The sequence below is a fragment of the Nocardia grenadensis NBRC 108939 genome (assembly GCF_001613445.1).
GTDB lineage: Bacteria > Actinomycetota > Actinomycetes > Mycobacteriales > Mycobacteriaceae > Nocardia > Nocardia grenadensis.
In genome coordinates this window covers 1-24,041 of sequence record NZ_BDCJ01000044.1, presented here as the reverse complement: position 1 = coordinate 24,041, position 24,041 = coordinate 1, and the positions used below count along the sequence as shown (strand labels likewise).

Sequence of the window (24,041 nt, the reverse complement as noted above, 5' to 3'; positions counted from 1 at the left end):
ATGCTCGCATTCATGGCGCCGCCTCCGGCGTCGCAGGGCCGGGGCCCTGTGACCCCGATTCTTCCCTCCTGCGCTCAGTCGCTGCGCTCCTTCGCTCCGTCGGTCCAGAATCGGGGGCGGGCCCCGACCACTGAGATAGACCACCTGGAATAGACAGAAGGTGCAGGCTGTCGTGAACCTCGACCGGCCTGGAGAGGCTCACATCACTGTAAGTGCTCAATGGTCACCGGTCTCTGGACTGTCTGCTCCACACGCTCAGTCGCTGCGCTCCTTGACTCTGTCGCTCCAGAACCGGGGGCGGGCCCCGACCACGGACGTCGACCATCCGGAGTGGACGAATGGTATGGCCGGGCATGGACTGGGTCGACCTGCGACGATTAAGGTGACGGCGACGGATGAGCACCGGCAGTGGGCCGGGCTCCGGGGCGGCGAGAACAGGCGACTCTCCATGGCACAACTCTTCGAACAGTCGAAGAAGGTGATCGAGGTACACCTGGCGAATACCAGTATCCGCGCCATCTCCGGCTCGATGGTCGCCTACGAGGGCGCCGTGCAGTTCAAATCGGCCGGGTTCGGCGGCGGGGACGGGGTGCTGGCCGGGATGAAACGCCGCGCCACCGGCGAGAAGCTCTCGCTGATGGAATGCAGTGGCCAGGGCCGGGTGTTCCTGGCGGTCAACGGCCAGTACGTCTCGGTGGTGAACCTGAACAACGAGACCCTGCAGGTCGAATCGCAGCAGTTACTGGCCTTCGCCGGGAATCTGCGCACCGATGTGCGATTCGCCGGTGTACGTGGGGCCTCCAGCGGTCAGGGGCTGTTCACCACCACGGTCGGCGGCCAGGGGCAGGTCGCCCTGCTGTCGGCGGGCGGGCCGCTCATCCATTTGGAGGTATCACCACAGTTCCCCCTGGTGGTGGACCCCGACGCGTTCGTCGCCGCCCGCGGCGATCTCAACCAGTCCTTCGTCACCGATGTCTCCTGGCGTGCGGCGCTGGGGCAGGGTGGTGGCGAGGCGTTCTCGCTGCGCTGGGACGGGCAGGGCGTGGTCTCGATCCAACCGGCGGAACGGTAGGTCATGTTCGAGCAGATCAATTCCAAGGTCGTCGCCGTCGATATCGCCACGGCGGGCGGCGTGGTCGCCCGGGCCGGCGGCATGCTCTTCTACACCGGCGATGTGTCTTTCGCGCCGCACGAGATACCGGGCGGCGCCGGGATGGGTGGCGGCGGACTGCTCCGGATGGCCGGGCAGATGATGGCCGGCGAACACCAGCGCACCATGCTCGCGCAGGGTAGCGGCAGCGTCCATTACGGTTTCGCCGGTTTGGAAGTGCAGGTGGTCCACGTACAGCCGGGTGCGGTACTGCAGGTGGAGGCGTCCCGGCTGCTCGCCTACACCGCCGGCCTGCAGACCTCGGTGGTGTCGGTGGCGAGTTCCGGCGGCGGAGGCGGCGGTGGCCTGATGGGTGCCCTGCGCGGTGCCGCGTCCGGTGCGCTCACCGGTCAGGGCATGTTCACCACCCAGCTGTCCGGGCAGGGCAGCGCCGTGCTGCTGGCCCATGGTGGTTTCCTCGAACTGCAGGTGGGCGGGCCGAATCCGGTGGTGGTCGATCCGCAGGCGTTCATCGCCTCCTACGGGAACGTGCACACCGATCTGAAGGCCGCGGTGAGCTGGCGTGACGCGGTGGGACGCGGATCCGGCGAGGCCATGCAACTGCAGTGCGCGGGCCAGGGTCTGGTGTACGTACAGGCATCCGAGGAGAAACTGTGAGCGAGATCCTCAACCCGATGAACCTCGGGGAAAGCGACAACATCCCCGGCAACAGCTACGCGTACTGCATCGATCTGAACAAGCCGTGGTTCATGCGCAAGGGCGCGATGATCGCCTACTACGGGCAGATGCGGTTCCAGGCCCTCACCCACGGCCTGCAGGGCCAGCTCCTGCACATGGTGGCCAACCAGTTCTCGGCCCCGCTGTTCACCGGCGACTACGTGGTGGCCGAAGGGCAGGGCAAACTGCTGATCGGCGACCGCGGCTACGACATCAACTCCTACGATCTCGACGACGGCAACCTCACCATCCGCGCGGCGAACCTGCTGGCCTTCGAGCCCGGGCTGGCGCTGAACCAATCGATCGTGCCCGGTTTCCTGACGCTGATCGGCACCGGGAAGTTCCTGGCGTCCTCGAACGGGCCGGTGATCTTCGCCGAACCGCCGCTGCGGGTGGACCCGGAATCGCTGGTGGGCTGGGCGGATTGCCCGTCGCCCAGCCATCACTACGATCAGCGGTGGGTGTCGGGGTATCTGGCCGCCGGGGCGTCCGCGCTCGGTGTGACCTCCGGTGAGGAACGCCAGTTCGATTTCACCGGCGCCGGAACCGTTCTCATCCAGTCGAGCGAGAAGGTCCTCAGCGACGCCACCCTCATCCGCACCATCGAGGGGCAACTACAGAGCGGGATCACCGTGCCGGGCCTGCAACGGCTGCAGGGTGTCATCGCCCAGCAGCTCGCCGGCCGGCAGCAGGGATACTGAGCACCGGGCCCGCGCGACACGGCGCGGTCATCGGCGGACCGGCAACCGCGCCGCCGACCAAGCACACTTGGCCCCATGCTGCATCTGCGGATAATGTCGCCCGCCGCGCTGACCGACGAGGTGGTGCGCATTCTGGAATCCGATACGGCCGTCAGCGGGCTGGCGGTTCTGCGCGGCGGCGCGATACGGCCCGAGGGCGATGTGGTGCTGGCCGACCTGGCCCGGGAGGCCGCCAACGAGGTCCTCGAACGGTTGCGGGCCACCGGGCTGCACCACCGCGGGAGTATCGAACTGCAACCGGTGCCCACGTGGATGTCGCTGTCGGGGTACCTCACCGAGATACGCACCCCGGGATACAGTGCGGATGCGGTGATCTGGGCGGATGTGACCCAGCGGTCCTATGAGGACACCGAGTTCAACTGGACCTACCTCAGTTTCATGACGCTGGCGACGGTGCTGGCCGGTATCGCGATCGTGGTCGATTCGCAGATCCTCATCATCGGGGCGATGGTGCTGGGTCCGGAGTTCGGCGCGATCGCCGCGCTGGGGGTCGCCCTGGTGCGACGGCGGTTCGCGCTGTTCGGGCGTGCGCTGGCCACCCTGGCACTGGGTTTCGCGATCGCTATCGCGGTCACTTTCGCGCTGGTCGTGGTCGGACGGATGCTGGGCTGGGTCACCGTCGACGCCGTGACCGGGGACCGGCCGGAAACCGCCTTCGTCTATACGCCGGACAAGTGGTCGTTCATCGTGGCCTTGATCGCGGCGGCCGCCGGCGTACTGTCGCTGACCTCGGCCAAATCGGGTGCGTTGGTGGGGGTGTTCATCTCCGTGACCACGGTGCCCGCCGCCGGCAATATCGCGCTGGGACTCGCCTTCGGCGTGGGTTCGGCCATCTGGGGCAGCGCCCTGCAACTGGTGGTGAACCTCGCCGGGATGGCGATAGCGGGCTGGGCGACACTGGCGCTCCAGGACCTCGTATGGTCGCGGGTCTCACCCCGCCGGCCGCGCGCCGAGGCGCGGGCCCGGCGGCGCATGCTCTAACCCGCCGTCCCGGCGACCACCGGACCGGCGAGCGCGGCACCGAACCAGCCGAGCATTTCTTCGCCTGCCTCGATTCCGGTGGCGGCGGTGACGGTCAGGCCCGGGCGGGTCCAGCCGAGTTCTTCGAGTTCACCGTGCCGGGGCCGGACGGCGTGATCGGCCGCGGCGAGCATTTCGGCATCCAGGGCGCCGTCCCCGGCGGCCAGCGTCGGCGCCGCCGCGTCCAGCACACCGGACTCGACCAGCCGAGCCCGCACCTCGGCCACCGCCCGGCTCTTGCACACCGCCGCCGGCATCGTGTAGATCTTGCGACCCTGCCGCGACGCCGTCCAGCCGCGCTCCCGGCACCAGGCATCCCAGGTGGTCAGGAAATCCGGGGGAGTCGCGGCGAGGTCCACCACCAGATAACAGAACAGGCCGTCGGCCTCGCGGAATTTCAACACCCACGAATCGTCGACCCGGGCCCGCAGCGCCGTCTCCACCTCGGCGAGACCGGCCCCGCCGGCCCGCACCGCCGCCTCGATCCCCCGGCGCCACCGCGTATCCGGTACCCCGTCGACCAGGATGTTGCCCCCGTTGCTGGTGACGGCGTAGGGCCACGGCGCCCCGGGCAGCCGTATCCGGCCGAATTGTTCGATGGTCCGGGTGGTGGTGGGTAGCACCACCGCCGCGACAGCCAGTTCCCGCAGCCGGTCGGCGGCGGCCGCGGTCATATACGACAGCGGAGAGCCGTCGAGATGCTCCACACATACTGTCGCCGCGGCGGCGGTGCCGGCGGCCGCGGCGGAGTAGATCACGGTGCGATCCAGATCCGTGGCGACCAGTAGTGGTTTCGGAGAAGACATCTACCGCTGCACATCCTTGATCAGACCCATACACGAATACGCCAGGTCCGGTACGACCTCCACCGGTACCGCCCGGTCCTGTGCCAGCAGCCGGATATGCGCGTGCTCGGGTGCGTCCGGTTTCCGGACCAGCACCCGCCACGGCACCCGGCGCAGCAGGACCCGGGTGGTCTCCCCCACGCCCGGTTTCACGAAGTTCACGCTGTCGATCCCGTATTCGGCACGCACCCGTTCCACCGACGCCCAGCCCACCCAGGTGGGTGCGCGGTCCCCGGCACGCACCGCCGCGACCTGTGCGCTCACCCGCGGCCGGACCGTCTCGAATGCCCCGACGACGGTATCGAGCAGTCGCGCGGAGACGTCCTCGCCGGTGAGCTCGGCGTAGAACTTGGCACCGTGGAAATCCCCCGGGCCGATGAGGTCCCGGTTGAGCACCGTCCGCGAGACCAGACCGGAAACGGTGGAATTCAGGCAGGCCGACGCGATCAGGAAATCGTCGCGGGTGCCGTAGGTGCGCACGCAGTGCCCGGGGTCGGCGAGTACGGCGAGGTCGTCGTCGAAGCGGGCGCCGCCCGCCGCGTGGTACGCGTCGAGTGCCGCGGTCAGTTCCCGGGTGATGGCGCCCTTGCCGGTCCAGCCGTCCACGAACACCACGGAAGCGGGATCGTGACGATGGGCCAGATAGTCCAGGGCCACGGTGTCGATCCCGCGATCGCGCACGATCGACACCGCGTAGTGCGGGATATCCAGCGCGGGGCGCTGTCCGTGCCCGGTGGCCAGCCAGCGGCGGATCAGGATGCCGACGGGGGTGCCCGCCCGGGCCAGCGAGGCCAGCACGATATCGGTGCCGCGTTCGGCGGCCACCAGTTCGGCCACCGTCCCCACCGCCAGGGCCAGCCGCTCGGCACTGTCGGCCAGCACCCGGTCGAACAGTTCCCGGTAGGCGGCGTCGGGCTGGTACTCGATGGGCAGCGATTCGGCGTAGTGCGCGATTCCGGCCTGGATCCGCTGCTCCCGGGAGGCGGTATCGGCCTCCAGGTCGGCGCCGGACAGATCCTTCAGCAGCCACGCCACATCGGTCCGGTCGTAGGAACCGAATTCGGGGCCGAACAACGGTGCGGGCCCGGCGAAATCACCCGAGCGCGCGGCGACCAGCGTGCGCGGATCGGCCTCCCGGATGATCGCCACCAGCACATCGGAACCGGCGGCGGTCAGGACATCGACCAACCCGCCCGGGGTGTAGAGCCGCTCACCGTCGGCGGGTGAATCGGCCACGAACACCAGCACCGGGTCCGCGTCCGGGTCGTCGGGCCAGCACGCGTTGTAGAGGTAGCGCGGCTTCTCCTCGTTCGCTTCGGGAGCCGGGAACCGGAACCCCCGGCGCAGTGGATAACCGGGCTCGTCCAGGACATACGCCGGGGAACGCGTGGTGGTCTGGTACCGCACCGGCACTCCGGACTCGGCGATCTCCACGGCCAGGCACAGCGGCAGATACATCAGCTCTTCATGGGCGAGCACGATCACCGGGCGCCCGGGGTACTCGGTGACCAGCTGGTCGCGCAGCATTTTCCCCGCGACGGCGGTGGCCTGTTCGAACCCGGCCCGATCGGCGCGCAGGAACCCGTGCCGGCCGCCCTCGGGCACCTCCCGCGGCCAGGGCAGTTCCAGCCGCGCCGGTACCCCGCGGCGGCCCGCCACCGGATTGAGTTCGGCTGCGGGCAGTTCCGAGACGGTGGCCACCAATCCCTCGGGCAGCACCGTGGCGCCCGACGCCAGACAGACCGTATCGATCCGTGCACCCAGTGCGGCGGCCGCCGCGGCGAACCGCTCGCGGTCGGCATCGGTGCGCATATCGACCAGCGTGGCCAGCACATAGTGTGTCCGCGGCGTGAACTCGTGCAATGCCTCGATGGCATCCAGCGCGGTAGCGCCCGTGGAGATCTCGTCGTCCACCAGCACCAGCGGCAGGCCCGGCGTGAACACGTCCCCCGGCATCGGCTGCAACAGATGCGAGGTCGCGTGCGAGTGCCCCTCCTCGAACCCGGTGAGGGTCACCGCACCCGGCACCACCCGGCGAGTCGAATGCAGATAGCACGCGGCATCGACCCGGGTGGCCACACAGTGCCCCAGCCCCGTCGCGGTCTCGGCGAAGCCGAGCACCACGGCATCCTGTTCGCCGAGTACCGCGCGCACCAGATCACCGAGACGGTCACCCGCGTCCCGGACCCGGACGGGGTCGGTCGGCAGGTGTTTGCCCAGCACCGTGGAGACCAGCAGATGTGCGCGCCGCGGATTCTTGCGCAATCCCGGCTGCACCAGATCGGCGATCTCCGGTTCGGGCGCGAGACTGTCGGGGGTGTCGCCGTACCGGAACGCTTCCCGATGCCGCAGTTCGATACCGAGCGCGCGGGCCGCCCAATACGACTCGCCGGACCCGTCGCTCATATCGTGACCAGCGCTGACAGCAGATCCACGAAGGACACCCCTTTCTCGGCCACCCCGAAGACCCGGGCCCGGGTCAGGGTGTTGCGCGCCCAATTGCGATGCGGCCGCATCTCGTTCATCTTGTTGCGGTAGCCGGACGCGGCGACCCCGCCGACCTCGACCTGCAGAATGTCGAGGGCATCGGAGTACTCCTCGTGCGTGACCACCGACAGCGCGTGCACGGCCGCCACATGCGAGGGATGGATAACCGTTTTGCCCTGGATGCCGTTGGCGCGGTCCAGCGTGATCTCGCGCAGCAGACCGTCCAGATCCCGGCTCACCAGATAGCTGCGGAACGGTACCGCGTCGGATTCCTCGAACGGCGCGGTGCGCAGCAGCGGCCGGAACATCCGTTCGTGATCGGCGAAGTACTCCCAGACCGGCCCGGTGATCACGAAACCCGTATCGTCGGCCCGGCCCAGGTAGTTCACGATATCGGCGATCACATCGGCGATGACCCGCACATCGTAGATGGTCAGGTCACGGTCGCGACGGATACCGAAGGTCGCGCACATATCGGTGGCGCCGATCCGCACGGCCAGGATTTGTTCCCGGACCTCGGCCAGGCAGGCCGCGATCTGGGTGAGTTCGGAATCCCTGGTCTGCCGGTGTACCAGCGCCGCGGATTCGAGTACCGGCATCCCGTAGAGCGGCCGTCCCGTACGAGCGGCGGCGGCCGTCAGCGCCGCGAGGTACTTCGGTGCCGAGGAGCTGTCGAACTTGGGGAACACGAAACCCGTCAGCACCTGCGTGCCCACGCCCAACCGGTCGAGCAGTTCGGGCACGGTATCGGCGTCCCGGACGCGGACGAACAGCATCGGGCTCGGATCCGGCCGTGCGGCGAGTTCGTCGAGGGTGCGCACGGTCTGCTGTTTCGCGAACTCGACCTCATGGTCGGCGACGGCGTCCTCGAGATCGATCACCATCGAGCACACCCCGCGCTCGGCCCGGCGCACGATCGTCGCCGTCAGATCCGCCCGGGTGGCCGGTACGTACAGGGTGGCGCCCAGCGCCATCGCAAGTATCTCCCGCTCGGCACAGTCGTCGAACGGCTCCGGTTGCCGGTGGAACAGCGTTCTGGCGTCCGGCCCCTGCAAATGCCTGAAGTGTCGGCGCGGTACCTGCTTGTACAGGGAAATTTCCTGCCGGACGGCCGTGCCTGCGGTCATCGAGCCCCCGTCTCATCCTCGTCGTTGTCCCGGTGGTAATTGCTTCCGCATTCGCTCGACAACCCCGGCAATGAATTCGGTGATGGTGTCGAGTTCGTTTACATACGCCCAATAGTCGGGGTGCCGCCCGGTGAGCGACGCGGCGACCCGGTCGAGGCGCTCGACCTGAGCGTCCAGTACCGAGCCCCATTCGGCGACCAGTCCCCGTGACACCGCAAGCATCTGGGCGTCCCGGAGGCGGAACCGTACGGCCTCGGCGCGTTGGCGCGGGTCCTCGCGGACCGCCCGTAACTCGGCCAGCCGCTTGGTCACGGCGTCGACGAGTTGTTCGGCGTCGGCGAGATGGCCGCGCGCGGTGGTGGTCAGTTCAAGGGCCTGCTCCGGGGTGTTCTCGGCCGCGGCGGCGCGGGCCCCGGCGAGGGCTCGAGCCGCGGCGGCGATATGACGCTCGCTGGTCCGCTCATTGTCGGCCAGATCCGCCGAACTTGCAGCATTGAACTCCCGCAGCAGCGCCGAATGCGCGGGTCCGATCCGCTCGGCCCGGGTGCGGACCGCGGCGAGCCGGGTGGTGACCGAGGCGATGGCGTTGCGCGCGGCCGGGGCGCGAGAAGGAGCCTGAGCCAAGGATTCCGACAAATCGGCCGTAACGGAAGCCAGTCGGTTCGCTGCCGTCCGTGCCCGGCCGCGTTCGTCCGGCGGCACCGCGGTCAGTGTGAGCATTGCCTCATCCACCGCCGCGGCCCCCGCGACCACCGAGGGATACTCGGCGTACTCCGATTCGGCCGCCTGTCTGCGCACCCGAGCCGCATCGGCGGTGACCCGCCCGACCAGTTCCGGCACCGCCCGATGCACCGCGACCGCTTCCTCCAACGCGGCCCGGTCGCCGTGATAGAAGCGGTCGACCCGCTGTGCGACAGATCCCAGCTGCCGGATCACCGCGTCCACCCGACGTTGCCGGTCCGGACGCCGCGTCCCGGACTGCTCGTCCCGGTCCAGCTCACCGGTGAGCTCCAGATATGCCGCGGCGGCGGTATAGCAGTCCGCCCGCACCGAGGCCCAGCGGCGGCCCAGCCCTCGTTCCGGAAAAATCTCCTCGGCGGCCGCCGAGGCCGCCTCGGCAGCCGACTGCCGCCGATCCATATCCAGGAACGCCGTCGTCAGCGCCGACCGTGCCTGTTCGAACCACGGATCCTCCCCCGACCGGAACCATCCACGCCTGCGGCCTGCCACAGACCCGATGGTATGAGATCCCGCCACCGGCGCGCCGCCGCATCGCGTCCGGCCCGGCTCCGCGCGCACCCCGTCGAACATCGCGACGGCCGTGTAGTGCTGCGGAGCGGCGCTCCGAAAGCCTTCGATCCCAAACCATCCGGACCTGCCGTCCCGCGCGTGCCGGTGACCGGCTTGCCCGAGTTTGTACGCAAGTTCACCGAAACCCACTACTGTCGTATTCCGTACCCGGCGGTTACCGACATGCTGGGAATCACAGACGACTACGAAAGGGAATCCCGCATGGGTGTCAGTTTGTCCAAGGGCGGCAACGTCTCGCTGAGCAAGGCGGCTCCGGGCCTCACTGCGGTCGCCGTCGGCCTGGGCTGGGATGTACGCACCACCACGGGCACCGATTTCGATCTGGACGCCAGCGCGATCGCCACCGGAGCCGACAAGAAGGTCGTCTCCGACCAGCACTTCGTGTTCTTCAACAACCTCAAATCCCCCGACGGTGCCATCGAGCACGCCGGTGACAACACCACCGGCGAGGGCGAAGGCGACGACGAGGTCATCAACGTCGACCTCGCCAACACCCCGGCGAATATCGAGAGCATCTTCTTCCCCGTCTCGATCTACGAGGCGGACGGCCGTTCGCAGTCGTTCGGTCAGGTACGCAACGCCTACATCCGCGTCGTGAACCGGGCGAACGGCGAAGAGCTGGCCCGCTACGACCTGTCCGAGGACGCCTCCACCGAGACCGCCATGGTCTTCGGCGAGCTGTACCGCAACGGCGCCGAGTGGAAGTTCCGCGCCATCGGCCAGGGTTACGCGTCCGGCCTGGCCGGTATCGCGCGCGACTACGGTGTGAACGTCTGACGATCCACACCTCCGGGTAGCGTGAGGGGGTCCGGTGCACGGGCCCCCTCGTTCTCTGTCCCAGAGGCGTCAGGGGACAAATTGGACAAATAGGCGGTCGACGGCAACGCTGGTGACTGGTCGTCGATATCGCCGACCAGGTTTCTCGTACAGGCCGGGATACCGACCGCAGTCCGGCCACCGCACACGAAAGGTCCCAGCGTGGTCCTGCGCATATTCGGTTTATCCTTGGTCGTCACGGTGCTGTCGCTGGGGGTGGCATTCCTCTACGGCGGCCCGACTGCCCTGGCGCTCTGCCTCATCCTCGGCATCCTCGAGGTGTCACTGTCGTTCGACAATGCCGTGATCAATGCCACCATCTTGGAAAAGATGAGTGAGTTCTGGCAGAAGATCTTCCTCACCATCGGCATCCTGATCGCCGTCTTCGGTATGCGGCTGGTCTTCCCGCTGGCAATCGTGTGGGTCACCGCGGGCCTGAATCCCGTCGAAGCCTTCGATCTGGCGTTGAACCCGCCCGCCGGCGACGCCGCGTACTTCCCCGACGGCTCCCCCAGCTACGAGACCCTGCTCACCGGTGCGCACCCGCAGATCGCGGCATTCGGCGGCATGTTCCTGGCGATGCTGTTCCTCAACTTCATCCTCGAAGACCGCGAGATCACCTGGCTGTCCTGGATCGAACGCCCCCTGGCCAAGGCCGGCAAGCTGGACATGATGTCGGTGGTCATCGCCGGTATCGGCCTGGTGCTGGCCGCGGAGTTCCTCGCCCACGACGACGACCGCTCCACCGTGCTGCTGGCCGGTCTGCTCGGCATGATCATCTACATCGCCGTCGACGGTCTGGGTTCGATGTTCAACGCCGAGGAACACGCCGAAGAAGCTGCCGGCGGCCCGTCCGGGCTGGCCAAGGCCACGGGTAAGGCCGGATTCTTCCTGTTCCTGTACCTCGAGGTCCTCGACGCATCGTTCTCCTTCGACGGCGTGATCGGCGCGTTCGCGATCACCGCCGACCCGATCATCATCGCCCTGGGCCTCGGCCTGATCGGTGCCATGTTCGTCCGGTCGATCACCGTCTATCTGGTGCGCCGGGGCACACTGAACGAATACGTGTACCTCGAACACGGCGCCCACTGGGCCATCGGCGCACTGGCCCTGATCCTGCTGGTCACCGTCGGTGATATCCACATCCACGAGCTCGTCACCGGCCTCATCGGTATCGCCTTCATCGGTGCCGCGGTCCTGTCCAGCGTCCGCCGCAACCGCAAGGAAGACGATCCGAAACCCACCGAGGCTTCGGAGCCGACCCCCGTCGGCTGACACGGCACGTCCCGAACGGCAGTGGGAGCGGACCCGAGGGTCGGCTCCCACTGCCGTTTCATCGGGGGGACCAGCAACGCGTTCCCACCCGCGGCCGGGCCCGGCCTCGCCGCGCGCGCACGGGCCGGGCCGTCAAGTCCTCGGTGTTCCCGCCTCGTGCCGCGCGGCGTCGTACCGCTCGAAATACGCCTGACCCACCGCGAACATGCCACGTTGCGGTAACCGGAAGTCACCGAGCGCCGTCTGCTCGGCCAACGGTCCGGGCGGGCCGATATCGACGCCGCCGATCCGGGCCACCGTGTGCTCGACCGTCCACAGCATCCGCGGATTCAGCCGGAACCATTGCCCGTTCGGGGTGGTGCCACGCAACCGCACCTGCCCCACGCCGAGCGCCGGGCCCGCCACCCGCGACATGACCGACAGCATCGTGGGGTCGCGCCACAGCGCCGCGGGCAGCACGCTGCCCAGCGCCGTCATCGCCGTCGTCGCCGGCGACCGCCCCAACTCGATATCCCAGACCAGCGTGCCGGGCACCGTCACCGTCAACGCGAAGGGTCCCGTCCAGGTCACCGAGATATCCGCGACCCGCGCGTCCACGAGCGCGGCACCGTAGTACCGCACACAACTGGTCTCCGGTGCGACACTGCTGTAGATGACCCATTCCCGGTCCGGGTTCCGGTGCCAGACCGATTCGTATCCGGGCCCCACCGAGCTGGCGGCGAAATGCCGGAACGCCAGGTAATGGCCACTGGCGAACGGCTGCCCCATCACTCCGTGCCCGGCGAATCGCTCCGCGCCCGCGCCCGCCGGCAGCACCGGCTCGGTGCCGGCGATCGTTCGCGGACTCTCGAACATTGCCGTCCTCCTGGACGAGCGGACGCTACACCTCAAGCCTACGTCCGTGAACTGAGAAAGCATCTACCCCGACCGCGACCGGCCCCCGCTGCGACGTACGCCACACGTGACCGTGCGGCGTCACGCCCAGCACGGCGCGCCGGTACTTCGCCGAGACCCGGACCGCGCAGCCGCACGGCCCCGCCGACCCGTCGGCACCCGGCCGGCAGGTTCGCCACCCGGCACCGCGCCGATCCGGCAGTATCGAGTCCATGGCGACCGATAAGGAACGTATGCTGCGCGGCGACCTCTATCGCGGCAACGACCCGGAACTCGTCGCGGAACGCCGCGCCTGTCACGCACTGACCGCCCGCTACAACGACACCGCCCCCGATGCCGAGACCGAACGGCAGGAAATCCTCGGCAAGCTGCTGGGCGAGTGCGGTGCGGGCACCGTGATCATGCCGCCCTTCCGCTGCGACTACGGCTACCTGACCAGAATCGGCAGCAACACCTTCCTCAACTACGACACCGTGATCCTCGACTGCGCCCCCGTCACCATCGGAAACGATGTCGCGATCGGCCCCGGCGCCCAGATCCTCACCCCGCTGCACCCCATGGAGGACCACGAACTCCGGCGGGCCGGCTGGGAATCCGCCGCACCCATCACCATCGGCGACAACACCTGGCTGGGCGGCGGCGTCATCGTCTGCCCCAGAGTCACCATCGGCGCGGACTCGGTGATCGGCGCGGGCAGCGTGGTCACCCGCGATATCCCGCCCCGCGTCTTCGCCGCCGGCAATCCCTGCCGCGTCATCCGGGATCTCTAGCAGAACATTCAACGGCCGAGCGCCCGCAATATCGCACGGGTGACGCGGCGACGAAGCGCGGCACGGTGGTGTCGACCGGCTCCGTGCCGCCGTCCGATGAGGACTTCGCCCTCCTCGGCGACGACCAGGATCGGCAGCCCCTCGTCGTCGGCGCGGACTGCGCAGGCTGATGGATCGGGTTCACCAATCGGGAGTCCGGTGGTATCTGACCACGCCGTATCTTTCTATCTCTGCGAGTTGGTAGGTGAACCAGTGTCCGAGTGCCACGTAGTTGACGTGGTGGGCCCAGGTGACCGGGTGTCGGCCTATCTGCATGCGACCGGAACTGTCCAGCTCGATGTTCGCCGGCTCTGTTTCGATGAAGTCGGCGCCCAACGCCAGTGCCAGCGTCAAGGGGCCGTATTGGTCGCTGTAGGGGCTGAACCGGGCGAACCATTGGTCCATCTGGCTGCGCAGAAGTACCGATATGGGATTGGTTGTCCGCGCCAGGATCCGGTAGCCGGTGGTGTCCACGGTCTCGGTGTTGAAGATGAATACAGCCACGGCGGACGAAACGATTGTCGGTTGAATACCCGCGGAGAGGACAGTGTGGGCAGCGGGTATGTCGAGTGCGATATTGCGTTCGGCCGGAGTCGGGGAAAAGCGGCTGCCACCGCCGGCCTGTGTGACGGCCAGGCGGTGACCGACCTCGGGGTTCGTCGAGAGCAGGTCGGCGAGATTGGACATCGGTCCCAACCCGACCCAGGACACCTCGCCATTGTGACGAGACAGCACAGCCTCGACGGCAGCGCCGACTCCAGTCTCCTCGATGACAGATTCCGCGGGTGTCGAGTCGCCGGCGGTCCAGATAGTTTCGCCATCGAGTTCGCGCCCGGCGACGACCGGAACATCGGTGCGGCCCAGGAGATCGAGCAGGTGCCGCGCCAGCCGTGCCCGCCGGCCGGCGCGTTCGTCACTGGTAAGGACCAGAGAAAGGTTGGGTTGAGCGGCCGCGATCGCGACGGTGATCGCGCTATCGGGTGCGCTCCCGATATCCGCATCGAGGATCAACGGTGTAGACGCCCATAGAGTTTCGCTATCCGAAGTGCGCAGCGGCCGGCCATTGCTCACACCACAGGCCTTGGGGACCACGGTCGTCTCCGCGGTCCAGAATTTTCGTCGTCGGCACCCATTTCGCGTTCGTCGTAGCGAGGCTCAGCCGCGGGCCATATCGACGAACCGCGACAGATGCAGCTGGTGGGCGACGGTAATGGTCGCCGTGGGCCCGTTACGGTGCTTGCCGACGATGAGGTCCGCTTCGCCGCCGCGCGGATCGTCGCGCTCGAAGGCGTCCGGCCGGTGCAGCAGGATGACCATATCCGCGTCTTGCTCGAGACTGTTGTGCAGCGATACCCCATTCGCGACGAAGTTGTGGGTACCGGGGACTGTGCCGTCGAAGACCTCCTGTTCACCGAGGCTGGTGATCTCCACGATTCTGTCCCAGAAAACGTCGTTCGTCGCCAGCATCTCGATATCGGCGTCTTCCAGCACGTCCGCGACGCGGGCGAGTCGAGAGCGGCTGGGCGAGCGTTTCCACATCGTGGACCCGCAGAATCTGGAGTTCATCGCAGCCGCAAATTCACGGTGTGTCATCTCTTTGGTCGCGAGTAACGTGCGGACCTTCGACCAGACTTCCTTGGGCACCGTATCCACGTTGACATTCCCCGCCACGGACGCCAGGTGACGGAGAGCGATACTGCCGGTCACCCCACGAGCTCCGTGCACGCCGATATCCCGGAGGAAAACGGTCTGGTTTTCGGCACCGTCCACTGTCAGGTGCCAGCACACGCGGTAGCCCGGCTTCCGAGTCGCTTTTATCCGGCCGTGCACTCCGAAGCGCAAGAGGAGCCGATCGAGGTCGTCGATAAGCCGACGGCTGGTGGAGGCGTAATAGATGCGCGCCTGGCGTCCCGAAGAATCCCAGCGGACCGAACCGTCGGTTGCCCACAGATGCCGGATGAACAACGCGACCTGGTCTGTCGGCAATGCAAATACTTGTCGTGGGATGAACTTCTCATAGCTGCGCAGTCCGAAGAGCCCGAGGTCTTCTAACCAGACGGAGATAGGATTCCGCTTGCCTCGGGCGAGGCGGTACGGCGCAGGCAGCCGCAGTGTCGTCACCCGAGCTGCCGGGTACTCATCTCGGACTGCAGTGATACCGAAATGCCGTGCTGCCTCGGTTACGGCTGCGAGATTTTCTTCGTCGATACTCGCGTACCGGATCGGCTGCCGACGGATACAGGAACCATCGCCGATCATATGAGCCAGCAGCACGACCTCCGCGTCCGGCATTCGCTCGGTGCAGACCGGCTCCGGCATGCTACGCGGGGTCGCGACACGGTCGTCAATGGACAGTCGCTCCAACGGTATCCAACCGTCGACAGTGAGGAAGGGGTGATTTCCGGTTGCTTCGACCTGACGTCCAGAGGCCAAGCGAACAAGGAAAACCTCTTTGCGGCCGCTGGGGAACACTTTGACCATCGGCCGCGCGACCAGCCTCATACGTTCATCGAGCGACCAGACCAAGGGCTGTTCTCCACTGGCCAGCAACTCACCGAGAGTTTCCTCTGCGCCATCGTCCGCCCGAAGTATCCGGGCAGAAGCCGGCAGACATCCCGATTCGCGTAGATCGGAGACCTGCGGGCGCTTGTCGGTGCGCTGTTCCGGACCACGGTTCAGCTGACTGATCGCGATAACGGGAACTTCCAGCTCCTTGGCCAGCAGTTTCAGATTTCGCGAGAAATCCGAGACCTCCTGCTGCCGGGATTCGACCTTCTTGCCCGAGGTCATCAGCTGCAGGTAGTCCACCACAACAAGTTTCAGGTCGTGGCGCTGTTTCAGCCGCCGTGCTTTGGCCCGGATCTCCATCATGGTGAGGTTCGGTGAATCGTCCACGAACAGCGGTGCTTCGCTGATCTCGCTCATCCGCCGCGCCAATTTGGTCCAGTCGTCGTCGCTCATCCGGCCGGCCCGCATATCCCCGAGCTTGATCTTCGCCTCGGCCGACAGCAAGCGCATGACGATCTCGGTCCGGCTCATCTCCAGCGAGAAGATCACACTCGCCAGCCCGTGCCGAATCGAGGCACTGCGCATGAAATCCATGCCGAGCGTCGAGTTGTGGGTCGGCACCATCGAACGCCCGGCCAAATACATATGGGCATTGTTGTCGACCTCGACGCACCGGACGGGGACGGAGTCGATCCGGCGGGCATCGACAATGAATCGTGAACAGGGCCCGCTGGTGCCGGAGACCGCCCGGCGCTCCTTGTGCAGAAGCGCCTTCCGGTACAGGCCGAACACCTCATCGTCCGTGGCGAAGGTGAGCGTGTAGGCAATCGACCGTTCACGTGTACGTCCACGTACCGCTTTGGTCGAGACGCCACAGCGGTATCCCAGGCCGACGACGAGTTCGCGAACATCTGCGAAGAGGCGCTCGTCGGTAACCGAGAACTGGACAGACCCGCCCACGGTGACGGTGCCGTCGGTATCGAGCAATCCGGCGAGCAGTGCGCGGCGTTGCGCTTCCGAGGCGCGCAGATACTCGGCAGGAATGTGCTTGTTTCCGAGCACGCCGATCGTGCGTAGCCGCGCCTGTACGCTCCCGAACCTGTTACGGCACACCTGACACATCCGCAGCCCGATCGAGCGCTCGCCACATCGCGGGCAGGTCGGGGCGGAAACGGGTGAGGATACGAACCGAGCCCGCCCGCCGCAGGATCGGCCACAGGTCCGCACTTCGGTGGTGAACGACGTGAACGGCGTGCCGCATACCACGCACAGCCGTTGGACCACCGGCTCGTCGTCCGGCAACCGCAGTTGATAGCGGAGCTTCGCCGAAGCGGAAGGAACAGCGACGATGCCCTCCCCTTCGATACAGGCGATGATTTCGGGATCAGCCGAAGTTATCTGAGCGGCCGCGGCAGTTCCGTCGCCCAGCCAGGCACCAAGCGTGTAGGGCGGGACGAGCAGATCACGTGCGGGCAGTTGCAGCGGCCGGGCGTTCGTGACCGAGTGGTTGATCCGGCGGTCGGCGGTGGCACAGCGCAGGGTGGCCGCGATCTCCCCGGTGGTGCGTACGGCGGCGAAGGTCTTCTGGCTGCGGTAGCGGTTGTACCCGGTGTCGGCCTGTTGCGCGGATCGCCGCGAAGCCCTGGTCTCGGTCAGCCACTGATGCTGTTCGTCGGCGACGATGACAGTGCCGTCGGAAAACTCGACCTCGTAACACGGGCGGCCCGCCAGCACGTCGGTCGCTGCCACGACCCGGGTGGGCTTGCCATCGGCACCGATGAGCCGGTCCCCTACCCGCACCTCGCCCATGGTGGTCCAGCCGTCCGGCGTGGGGAGCGGGGTATCCAAAGCCAGCGCCTTACCGACACCCGGCCGGGCGGCGACGATGATCATCTGACCGGGGTGCAGGCCGTTGGTGAGTTCGTCGAGTTCGGAGAATCCGGTCGGTACACCGAGGGAGATACCGCCGCGGGAGGCGATGGAGTCGATCTCGTCCATGGTGGGCTGGAGGAGATCTTCCAGCGGGAGGAAATCCTCGGAGGTCCGGCGTTCGGTGACCTCGTAGACCTCGGCCTGGGCGCGGTCGACCACCTCGGCGACGTCCTGGCCGTCGGCGCCCGCGTAGCCGTACTGCACGATGCGGGTGCCGGCTTCCACCAGTCGGCGCAGGATGGCCTTCTCGGCGACGATCTCGGCGTAGAAACCGGCGTTCGCCGCGGTAGGGACGGTCTGGGTGAGGGTGACCAGGTACGGGGCGCCGCCGATGCGCTTCAGTTCCCCGCTGCGGTCCAGGCCGGCGGCCACAGTGACCGGGTCGGCGGGTTCGCCGCGCCCGTAGAGATCGAGAATGGCGTCGTACACGGCCTGATGGGCGGGCCGGTAGAAATCTCCGGAGCGCAGTACTTCGACCACATCGGCGATGGCATCCTTGCTGAGCAGCATGCCGCCGAGCACCGACTGTTCGGCCGCCATATCGTGTGGCGGCTGGCGCCCGAAATCCTCGCCGGGGGGCTCCGGCGGGAAGTCCGTGTGCCCGCGGTCATCGACGACTGCCATCCGACTCGACCGTCCTCTCCTTCTGACCGGACGCACCCTTCGACGACCGGTTCTACCCCACGGGTCCGACAGGTTCGCCGGGACGCCGAGGCACCGGTGACCAGTGGTCAGGCGTACCAGCTATCACCCAGAGAGAACCGCACCCCCGCGTCGTGCGGGGTGTCGCACATGGTGCTGCGATGAACCTAAGCGAGGTTCTATCCACATGCCAACCACGCCTGTGCACATACCTGTGGATAACCTGGGGATAGTTCACCTCAGGTTGTGCACAACATGTGGATAACTTGAGGGAAACGCAGGTCAGCCCCGGAAAATACCCAGCTAGACCCAGATTTTCCGCGACCGCGCAGTGTGGATAAACAAAGCCTCGGCGTGTCGGCGATGTTGAACATCCGGGCGTGTTGAGTTGACAGACAGACGAACAGATATGAGCTGGGTCACATTACGTCCGGTTGGTTTCGTGATCGATCCACAGGACTCACATCTTGTGGATAAGACACCCCCACTCGAAGCGGTGCCGCCTGCGAATATGCAGGCACCCGCCGTCACAAGAATTGCGGCAATCATCGGGCTAACCAAGGATTGCTGTCGTACAGCACAACCGACCGGGGATCACGTCTACCCATGGCCGAGCAGACGTGATCCCCGGTTTCCGGGTATGTTTGCGTGGGCCGGCTCAGCCGGCGGCCATGACCTCCAGCGCGAACTTCGCGGCTACGTCCGGGTGCAGATGGACGGTCACCTGGTGCTTACCGGTGGCCTTGATATGCGACTTCGGCAGTTCGATGCTGCGCTTGTCCAGCACCGGGCCCCCGGCCGACTTGATGGCGGCGGCGACATCGGACTGGGTGACCGAACCGAAGAGTTTGCCGGTGCCGGCGGTCTTGACCGACAGCGAGACCCCTTCGAGGCCCTCGATCGCCTGCTTCAGTTCGTTGGCATGGCCGAGGTCGCGCACCCGGCGGGCCTCCTGGGCCCGGCGGATTCCCTCGACCTGCTTCTGCGCACCGCGGCTGGCGGCGATGGCCAGCCCACGGGGCAGCAGGTAGTTACGGCCGTAGCCGTCCTTGACCTCGACGGTGTCGCCGGGAGCGCCGAGGTTGTCCACATCGGCAGTCAGAATGAGCTTCATATGCTTGACCGACCTTTCTCAGCGAGCCGTCGAAACGTAGGGCAGCAGCGCCATCTCACGCGAGTTCTTCACCGCGATGGCGATATCGCGCTGGTGCTGTACGCAGTTGCCGGTGACCCGGCGAGCGCGGATCTTGCCACGCTCACTGACGTACTTGCGCAGCAGCGGCACATCTTTGTAGTTGATGTCGACGATGCCGGACTTGCTCTCCTTGCAGAAAGCGCAAGCCTTCTTCTTGAGCACCTTTTCGCGCGCCGGTGCCTTGGCCATTTTCGTTCACTCCGTATTCTTGGTGGCCCGCTGTCGCGGGCCGATGCGGGCCGTCTCAGAACGGCGGTTCATCGTCCATCCGCCCGCCCCCGAAGGAGCCGGCCGCGGGCGCGCTACCCCACGGGTCGTCCGCAGCGCCCTGCTCGGACCGTCCACCGCCACCGTTTCCGGCATTGTGGTTACCACCACCGCCGCTATTGGAACCGAATCCACCACCACCGCCGCCACCGCGACTGGTCTTGTTGACCTTGGCCGTGGCGTACCGCAGCGACGGGCCGACCTCGTCGACCTCGAGCTCGACGACCGTGCGCTTCTCGCCCTCACGGGTTTCGAAGGAGCGCTGCTTGAGCCGGCCGCTGACGATCACGCGGGATCCCCTGGTCAGGCTCTCGGCGACGTTCTCCGCGGCCTCGCGCCAGATATTGCAGCGCAGGAACAGCGCTTCGCCGTCTTTCCACTCGTTGGTATTACGGTCGAAAATGCGGGGCGTGGAGGCCACGGTGAAATTGGCCACCGCCGCTCCCGCGGGCGTGAATCGAAGCTCGGGATCGGCCGTCAGATTTCCGATGACCGTGATTACCGTATCGCCAGCTGCCATGGGGGGTTCCTCCTGCTCGGTGTGCAGTCCGGGTGCACTCGCCTGTTGCGCTAGAGCCTAGAGACAGGCTCCGACGAAACGGCGGTAGCGCCGGGACTACTTGTCGTTGCGCAGAACCTTGGTGCGCAGCACCTGCTCGTTGAGGCCCAGCTGGCGGTCGAGTTCGTTCACCGTGGCGGGCTCGGCGGTCAGATCGATCACCGCGTAGATGCCTTCGGCCTGTTTACGAATCTCGTAGGCGAGGCGCTTACGGCCCCAGATATCGACCTTGTCGATTTTGCCGCCCTCGGTGCGGACAACGCCGAGCATATTCTCCAGGGACGGTCCGACGGTGCGCTCGTCCATGCTCGGATCGAGGATGACCATCACTTCGTAATGACGCACGAACCAATCACCTCCTGTGGTCTGGGTTCGGCCACGGACGGTCCGTGGCAGGAGGGTCGTCGCGTCAGCAACCGGGCAAGAGTACCCGAGTGGGCCGTAGGAAACGAAATCGATCTTCGGCATCGTGACGGCCTCGCCGGCGAAGTCACGAAATGCAATTCCGCGGTCGGCACGCGGTCGCTTTCCACCATTTTTCGCACCCCTTCCGACCTGGTCGAACGTGGGTACATCCGGCGACCGGTGCCGATACGATCACGCGGCGGCACGTGGCGGAGCCCACTAGTGTGTCGGTATGTCGATCGGACCGGCCGTACGTGTGCCCGGGGCCGATCGCGTCGGTCGCGGTACCGCCGTTCTCATGGTTGTGCTGTTGTGCGGCGCGACCCTCGCGGTGGCATTTCTCAACAAGGCGCGCTGCGCCGGAGCCCCCTTCCGCGCCGACGGTCGCAGTGCCGCTTTCGATTACGTCAAGGACGCCCGGGTCTGTTATTCCGATATCCAGTTCCTGTGGCTGGGCCGCGATATCGATCAGCATATTTTTCCCTACGTGCACGGGGGGATCACCGCCGACGGCACCCTTACCGGCGGTGCCGTGGAATACCCGGTCCTGAGCGGGCTGTTGATGTGGCTCGGCGCGCTGGGGGCCCACAACGACGCGACCTTCCTACTCCATTCGGCGCTGCTACTTACACCGTTCGCACTGGTCACGGCCTGGCTGCTGGCCAGGCTGGCCGGGCGGGCCGCCCTGCTGTGGGCCGCGGGGCCGCCGCTGGTGCTGTACGCGTACCACAACTGGGAACTACCGGTGGTGTGCACGACCGTGGCGGCCGCCGCGGTGGTGGCCACCACCCGTTGGCCGTTACGCGCTCGTGGGGCGGTGGCGGCGATACTGCTGGGCCTCGGGTTCTGTTTCAAGATCTATCCGGCGATCTTCGTGATCCCGCTGCTGCTGTATGTGCTGACCGGCGGGGAGCGAGGGCGGGCGGGGCCGGGCGAACGTCCGGATCTGACCGGCGCACTGGGCACCGCGGCCGCCGCGTGCGGCACGGTGGTGGCGGTCAATATGCCGTTCGCGCTGGCCGGGTTCGACGGCTGGCGGGCCTCGATCGAGTTCCAGCAGCAGCGCGAAGCCGATATCACCACCAACTCGATCTGGTACTGGGGTCTGCGGCCGCTGTTCGGCGCCGACCCGTTGAGCAGCGCCGCGTTCACCGAGGTCGTGTCGGTCGCCTCGCCGACACTGGTCATCGCGTCGTTCGCCGTGGCACTGGGGGCCGGGTGGCTGCGGTACACCCATTCCGGTGTGTACCCCTGGCTCGGTGTCAGCGGGGCGATGCTGTGCGGGTTCCTGCTGTTCCACAAGGTGCATTCGCCGCAGTACACCCTCTGGCTTATCCCGTTCCTGGTGCTGCTGGCTGTCCCGTGGCCGGTGGTGTGGGGCTACCTGGTCGCCGATATAGCGATCGGGGTGGGCGTCTTCCGCTACTTCTACACGATGGGGACCGGGCATTCGGTCGAGCTGATGGAGGCGGTGGTCCGATTCGGTGTCTGGGGCCGGGCCACCCTGCTGGTGGTGTTGTTCTGGGTCTTCCTGAGAGTCCCAGTGCGGACACCGGGCACCCATGCCGCGGATCCGGCGGAGGCGACACCGGTGGCCGGACCGGGGCCGCGTGACTGAACCGGTTCCAATGAAACTAGAACGTGTTACATTCAAGGTATGACACCCGTCGCGTCCCACTGCGCCGACCACCGTTATCGGAGGTGTTCGCCGTATTCGGGCCACAAGGGTGACAGCGGCCCGATCAGCCGCCGCGCGGCAATTATGTAACTTGTTCCAGGCATAGGGAGACAGCCACCGCCATGCGTACCGATATCTGCGACCGGCTGGGGATCGAGTTCCCCATCTTCGCCTTCACCCACTGCCGCGATGTGGCGGCCGCGGTCAGCAACGCCGGCGGTCTCGGCGTACTCGGCGCGGTCGGCTTCACCGCCGAACAGCTCGAGGTCGAACTGGCCTGGCTGGACGAACACGTGGGCGACAACCCCTACGGCGTCGACCTCGTCATCCCCTCCAAATACGAGGGCAAGGGCATCGATGGCCTGTCGCCCGAACAGCTCGAGACCGAACTCGCCAAACACGTCCCGCAGGGGCATCGCGACTTCGCCGAGAAGATCCTCGCCGACCACGGCGTGCCGAAGCTCCCCGAAGAGGAGGTCCACCCGCAACTGCTCGGCTGGACCGCCACCACGGCCGCGCCGCAGGTCGAGGTGATCCTGCGGCATCCGAAAGCGAAGCTGGTCGCCAACGCGCTCGGCACCCCGCCGCCGGAGTTCGTCTCCCAGATCCAGGAATCCGGCCGGCTGATCGGCGCACTGTGCGGTTCGGTGAAACACGCGCTGAACCACAAGGACGCCGGCCTGGACTTCGTGGTCTGCCAGGGCACCGAAGGCGGCGGCCACTGCGGCGAGGTCTCCTCGCTGGTGCTGTGGCCGCAGGTCATCGACGCCGTAGGCGATCTGCCGGTACTCGCGGCCGGCGGCATCGGCGACGGCCGCCAGGTCGCCGCCGCGATGGCGATGGGCGCCGCGGGCGCGTGGACCGGTTCCATCTGGCTGACCGTGGAAGAGGCCAATGTGCCCCCCGCCCAGATGAAGACCTACATCGACGCCACCAGCCACGACACCATCCGCTCCCGCGCCTGGACCGGCAAACCGGCCCGCATGCTGCGCAACGACTGGACCGACGCCTGGGAATCCGCCGACACCCCCGACCCGCTGCCCATGCCGCTGCAGATGATGGTGGCCCTGGACGGCGTGAAGCGCGGCCACCGCTATCCGGAAGCCGCCAAGGACGTCAACTTCAACCCGGTCGGCCAGGTGGTCGGCATGATGAACAAGACGGAACGCTCGGCCGACATTATGAACCGGCTGGTCGAGGAGTACGTCACGGCTTGCGAGCGGTTGAACAAACTCAACGGCGATATCTGATCGCACCGCGGAGTCGGCTATCCGGAAGCCGAAAGCAGAACGCCGCCAGAAGTGCTTCTGGCGGCGTTCTCGTCTGTAGCCTTGTACGACCGGAATCAGCGTGGATAGCGGCAACGGGCGCCGTTGGGCGAAGGCCCTGCCCAGGAAAGCCGGGGTTGGCCGAGAGGGCCTCAATCCTCGCAGCGCCGCAGAAAACACAGCGCCGTTCGCGAGTGAGCCCGCCCCTTCATATTCGCGAGTGCGCTCACCGGCAAGGGTGGGGTTATGAGCTTGTTCGTGAAGGTTCTGTGTCTTTGGCGGCGCCTCCGGCGCCGCAGGGTTGAGGCCCCCTTGGTCTCGCCGTTTCGGCCTCGAGACTCGAGCCTTCGGCTCATGCGCTTTCGAGGCCGAAACGGCGAGACGGCCTCAACCCTTTGAGGTGTCTCGCAAAAC

20 protein-coding genes are annotated in these 24,041 nt (G+C 66.8%); 9 read left to right on the top strand and 11 right to left on the bottom strand.

Features of this window, described 5'->3' with window-relative positions; all coding sequences use genetic code 11:
* Positions 1-448: 448 nt before the first annotated feature.
* From NGR01S_RS29235 to NGR01S_RS29220, 4 genes are all read left to right on the top strand, one after another.
* A complete protein-coding gene (locus NGR01S_RS29235; protein WP_063042578.1) occupies positions 449-1,072 on the top strand; it encodes an AIM24 family protein in 624 nt (207 codons plus the stop codon).
* Positions 1,073-1,075: 3 nt separating this feature from the next.
* Positions 1,076-1,768 (top strand): AIM24 family protein, encoded by a 693-nt coding sequence (locus NGR01S_RS29230; RefSeq protein ID WP_063042576.1) that lies wholly within the window; start codon positions 1,076-1,078, stop codon positions 1,766-1,768.
* Positions 1,765-2,529 (top strand): AIM24 family protein, encoded by a 765-nt coding sequence (locus tag NGR01S_RS29225; protein WP_063042574.1) that lies wholly within the window; start codon positions 1,765-1,767, stop codon positions 2,527-2,529. The genes NGR01S_RS29230 and NGR01S_RS29225 overlap by 4 nt, the downstream gene beginning before the upstream one ends.
* Before the next feature lie 75 nt (positions 2,530-2,604).
* Positions 2,605-3,570: a DUF389 domain-containing protein gene (locus NGR01S_RS29220; RefSeq protein ID WP_063042570.1), complete on the top strand. Its 966-nt coding sequence runs from the start codon at positions 2,605-2,607 to the stop codon at positions 3,568-3,570.
* Here the strand turns inward: NGR01S_RS29220 and NGR01S_RS29215 are convergent.
* From NGR01S_RS29215 to NGR01S_RS29200, 4 genes are read right to left on the bottom strand one after another with little or no spacing between them, the layout of a single operon-like run.
* Positions 3,567-4,415: a hypothetical protein gene (locus tag NGR01S_RS29215; RefSeq protein ID WP_063042569.1), complete on the bottom strand. Its 849-nt coding sequence runs from the start codon at positions 4,413-4,415 to the stop codon at positions 3,567-3,569. The two genes, NGR01S_RS29220 and NGR01S_RS29215, sit on opposite strands and share 4 nt — an antisense overlap.
* Positions 4,416-6,860, bottom strand: coding sequence for a phosphoribosyltransferase (locus NGR01S_RS29210; protein ID WP_084481805.1), 2,445 nt, complete (start codon positions 6,858-6,860; stop codon positions 4,416-4,418).
* Positions 6,857-8,068, bottom strand: a complete 1,212-nt coding sequence (locus NGR01S_RS29205) for an HpcH/HpaI aldolase/citrate lyase family protein (protein ID WP_063042562.1) — start codon at positions 8,066-8,068, stop codon at positions 6,857-6,859. Before NGR01S_RS29205 ends, NGR01S_RS29210 begins: the two co-directional genes overlap by 4 nt.
* A 12-nt stretch (positions 8,069-8,080) precedes the next feature.
* Positions 8,081-9,298, bottom strand: a complete 1,218-nt coding sequence (locus NGR01S_RS29200) for a hypothetical protein (protein WP_063042586.1) — start codon at positions 9,296-9,298, stop codon at positions 8,081-8,083.
* Positions 9,299-9,580: 282 nt separating this feature from the next.
* Between NGR01S_RS29200 and NGR01S_RS29195 the strand changes: the two genes are divergently transcribed.
* On the top strand, positions 9,581-10,156 hold the full coding sequence (locus tag NGR01S_RS29195) for a TerD family protein (protein WP_063042584.1): 576 nt from the start codon (positions 9,581-9,583) through the stop codon (positions 10,154-10,156).
* 201 nt (positions 10,157-10,357) lie between these two features.
* Entirely contained in the window at positions 10,358-11,470 is a 1,113-nt protein-coding gene (locus tag NGR01S_RS29190) for a DUF475 domain-containing protein (RefSeq protein WP_063042560.1), read from the top strand.
* Positions 11,471-11,602: 132 nt separating this feature from the next.
* Here the strand turns inward: NGR01S_RS29190 and NGR01S_RS29185 are convergent, their stop codons facing one another.
* Positions 11,603-12,325, bottom strand: a complete 723-nt coding sequence (locus tag NGR01S_RS29185) for a hypothetical protein (protein WP_063042558.1) — start codon at positions 12,323-12,325, stop codon at positions 11,603-11,605.
* A gap of 251 nt (positions 12,326-12,576) precedes the next feature.
* On the opposite strand from NGR01S_RS29185, the gene NGR01S_RS29180 reads away from it, so the two are divergent.
* Positions 12,577-13,134, top strand: a complete 558-nt coding sequence (locus NGR01S_RS29180; protein ID WP_063042556.1) for a sugar O-acetyltransferase — start codon at positions 12,577-12,579, stop codon at positions 13,132-13,134.
* Between the two features lie 180 nt (positions 13,135-13,314).
* Here NGR01S_RS29180 and NGR01S_RS29175 read toward each other — a convergent pair whose 3' ends face one another.
* The 6 genes from NGR01S_RS29175 to rpsF form a co-directional block, all read right to left on the bottom strand.
* Positions 13,315-14,184, bottom strand: coding sequence for a nucleoside hydrolase (locus NGR01S_RS29175; protein WP_063042554.1), 870 nt, complete (start codon positions 14,182-14,184; stop codon positions 13,315-13,317).
* A gap of 144 nt (positions 14,185-14,328) precedes the next feature.
* A complete protein-coding gene (locus NGR01S_RS29170) occupies positions 14,329-18,237 on the bottom strand; it encodes a replicative DNA helicase (protein ID WP_063042551.1) in 3,909 nt (1,302 codons plus the stop codon).
* Positions 18,238-18,913: 676 nt separating this feature from the next.
* A complete protein-coding gene (gene rplI, locus NGR01S_RS29165; protein WP_063042549.1) occupies positions 18,914-19,369 on the bottom strand; it encodes a 50S ribosomal protein L9 in 456 nt (151 codons plus the stop codon).
* 18 nt (positions 19,370-19,387) lie between these two features.
* Positions 19,388-19,639 carry a 30S ribosomal protein S18 gene (gene rpsR / locus NGR01S_RS29160; protein ID WP_030524534.1) on the bottom strand — a complete coding sequence of 84 codons (252 nt, stop codon included), beginning with the start codon at positions 19,637-19,639 and terminating at the stop codon, positions 19,388-19,390.
* Between the two features lie 55 nt (positions 19,640-19,694).
* Positions 19,695-20,237, bottom strand: a complete 543-nt coding sequence (locus NGR01S_RS29155; RefSeq protein WP_063042547.1) for a single-stranded DNA-binding protein — start codon at positions 20,235-20,237, stop codon at positions 19,695-19,697.
* Positions 20,238-20,333: 96 nt separating this feature from the next.
* Entirely contained in the window at positions 20,334-20,621 is a 288-nt protein-coding gene (gene rpsF / locus NGR01S_RS29150) for a 30S ribosomal protein S6 (protein ID WP_063042545.1), read from the bottom strand.
* Between the two features lie 292 nt (positions 20,622-20,913).
* On the opposite strand from rpsF, the gene NGR01S_RS29145 reads away from it, so the two are divergent.
* Both NGR01S_RS29145 and NGR01S_RS29140 read left to right on the top strand, forming a co-directional pair.
* Positions 20,914-22,299: a glycosyltransferase family protein gene (locus NGR01S_RS29145; protein ID WP_063042543.1), complete on the top strand. Its 1,386-nt coding sequence runs from the start codon at positions 20,914-20,916 to the stop codon at positions 22,297-22,299.
* Positions 22,300-22,481: 182 nt separating this feature from the next.
* On the top strand, positions 22,482-23,609 hold the full coding sequence (locus tag NGR01S_RS29140) for an NAD(P)H-dependent flavin oxidoreductase (RefSeq protein ID WP_063042540.1): 1,128 nt from the start codon (positions 22,482-22,484) through the stop codon (positions 23,607-23,609).
* Positions 23,610-24,041 lie beyond the last annotated feature (432 nt).

What these genes read in the sequence shown, in the direction of transcription:
- NGR01S_RS29145 (WP_063042543.1), top strand. Translation starts at nt 20,914, where the DNA reads ATGTCGATCGGACCGGCCGTACGTGTGCCCGGGGCCGATCGCGTCGGT.
- NGR01S_RS29140 (WP_063042540.1), top strand. Translation starts at nt 22,482, where the DNA reads ATGCGTACCGATATCTGCGACCGGCTGGGGATCGAGTTCCCCATCTTC.
- NGR01S_RS29235 (WP_063042578.1), top strand. Translation starts at nt 449, where the DNA reads ATGGCACAACTCTTCGAACAGTCGAAGAAGGTGATCGAGGTACACCTG.
- NGR01S_RS29205 (WP_063042562.1), bottom strand. Translation starts at nt 8,068, where the DNA reads ATGACCGCAGGCACGGCCGTCCGGCAGGAAATTTCCCTGTACAAGCAG.
- NGR01S_RS29210 (WP_084481805.1), bottom strand. Translation starts at nt 6,860, where the DNA reads ATGAGCGACGGGTCCGGCGAGTCGTATTGGGCGGCCCGCGCGCTCGGT.
- NGR01S_RS29185 (WP_063042558.1), bottom strand. Translation starts at nt 12,325, where the DNA reads ATGTTCGAGAGTCCGCGAACGATCGCCGGCACCGAGCCGGTGCTGCCG.
- NGR01S_RS29220 (WP_063042570.1), top strand. Translation starts at nt 2,605, where the DNA reads ATGCTGCATCTGCGGATAATGTCGCCCGCCGCGCTGACCGACGAGGTG.
- NGR01S_RS29155 (WP_063042547.1), bottom strand. Translation starts at nt 20,237, where the DNA reads ATGGCAGCTGGCGATACGGTAATCACGGTCATCGGAAATCTGACGGCC.
- NGR01S_RS29230 (WP_063042576.1), top strand. Translation starts at nt 1,076, where the DNA reads ATGTTCGAGCAGATCAATTCCAAGGTCGTCGCCGTCGATATCGCCACG.
- NGR01S_RS29215 (WP_063042569.1), bottom strand. Translation starts at nt 4,415, where the DNA reads ATGTCTTCTCCGAAACCACTACTGGTCGCCACGGATCTGGATCGCACC.
- NGR01S_RS29195 (WP_063042584.1), top strand. Translation starts at nt 9,581, where the DNA reads ATGGGTGTCAGTTTGTCCAAGGGCGGCAACGTCTCGCTGAGCAAGGCG.
- NGR01S_RS29180 (WP_063042556.1), top strand. Translation starts at nt 12,577, where the DNA reads ATGGCGACCGATAAGGAACGTATGCTGCGCGGCGACCTCTATCGCGGC.
- rplI (WP_063042549.1), bottom strand. Translation starts at nt 19,369, where the DNA reads ATGAAGCTCATTCTGACTGCCGATGTGGACAACCTCGGCGCTCCCGGC.
- rpsR (WP_030524534.1), bottom strand. Translation starts at nt 19,639, where the DNA reads ATGGCCAAGGCACCGGCGCGCGAAAAGGTGCTCAAGAAGAAGGCTTGC.
- NGR01S_RS29170 (WP_063042551.1), bottom strand. Translation starts at nt 18,237, where the DNA reads ATGGCAGTCGTCGATGACCGCGGGCACACGGACTTCCCGCCGGAGCCC.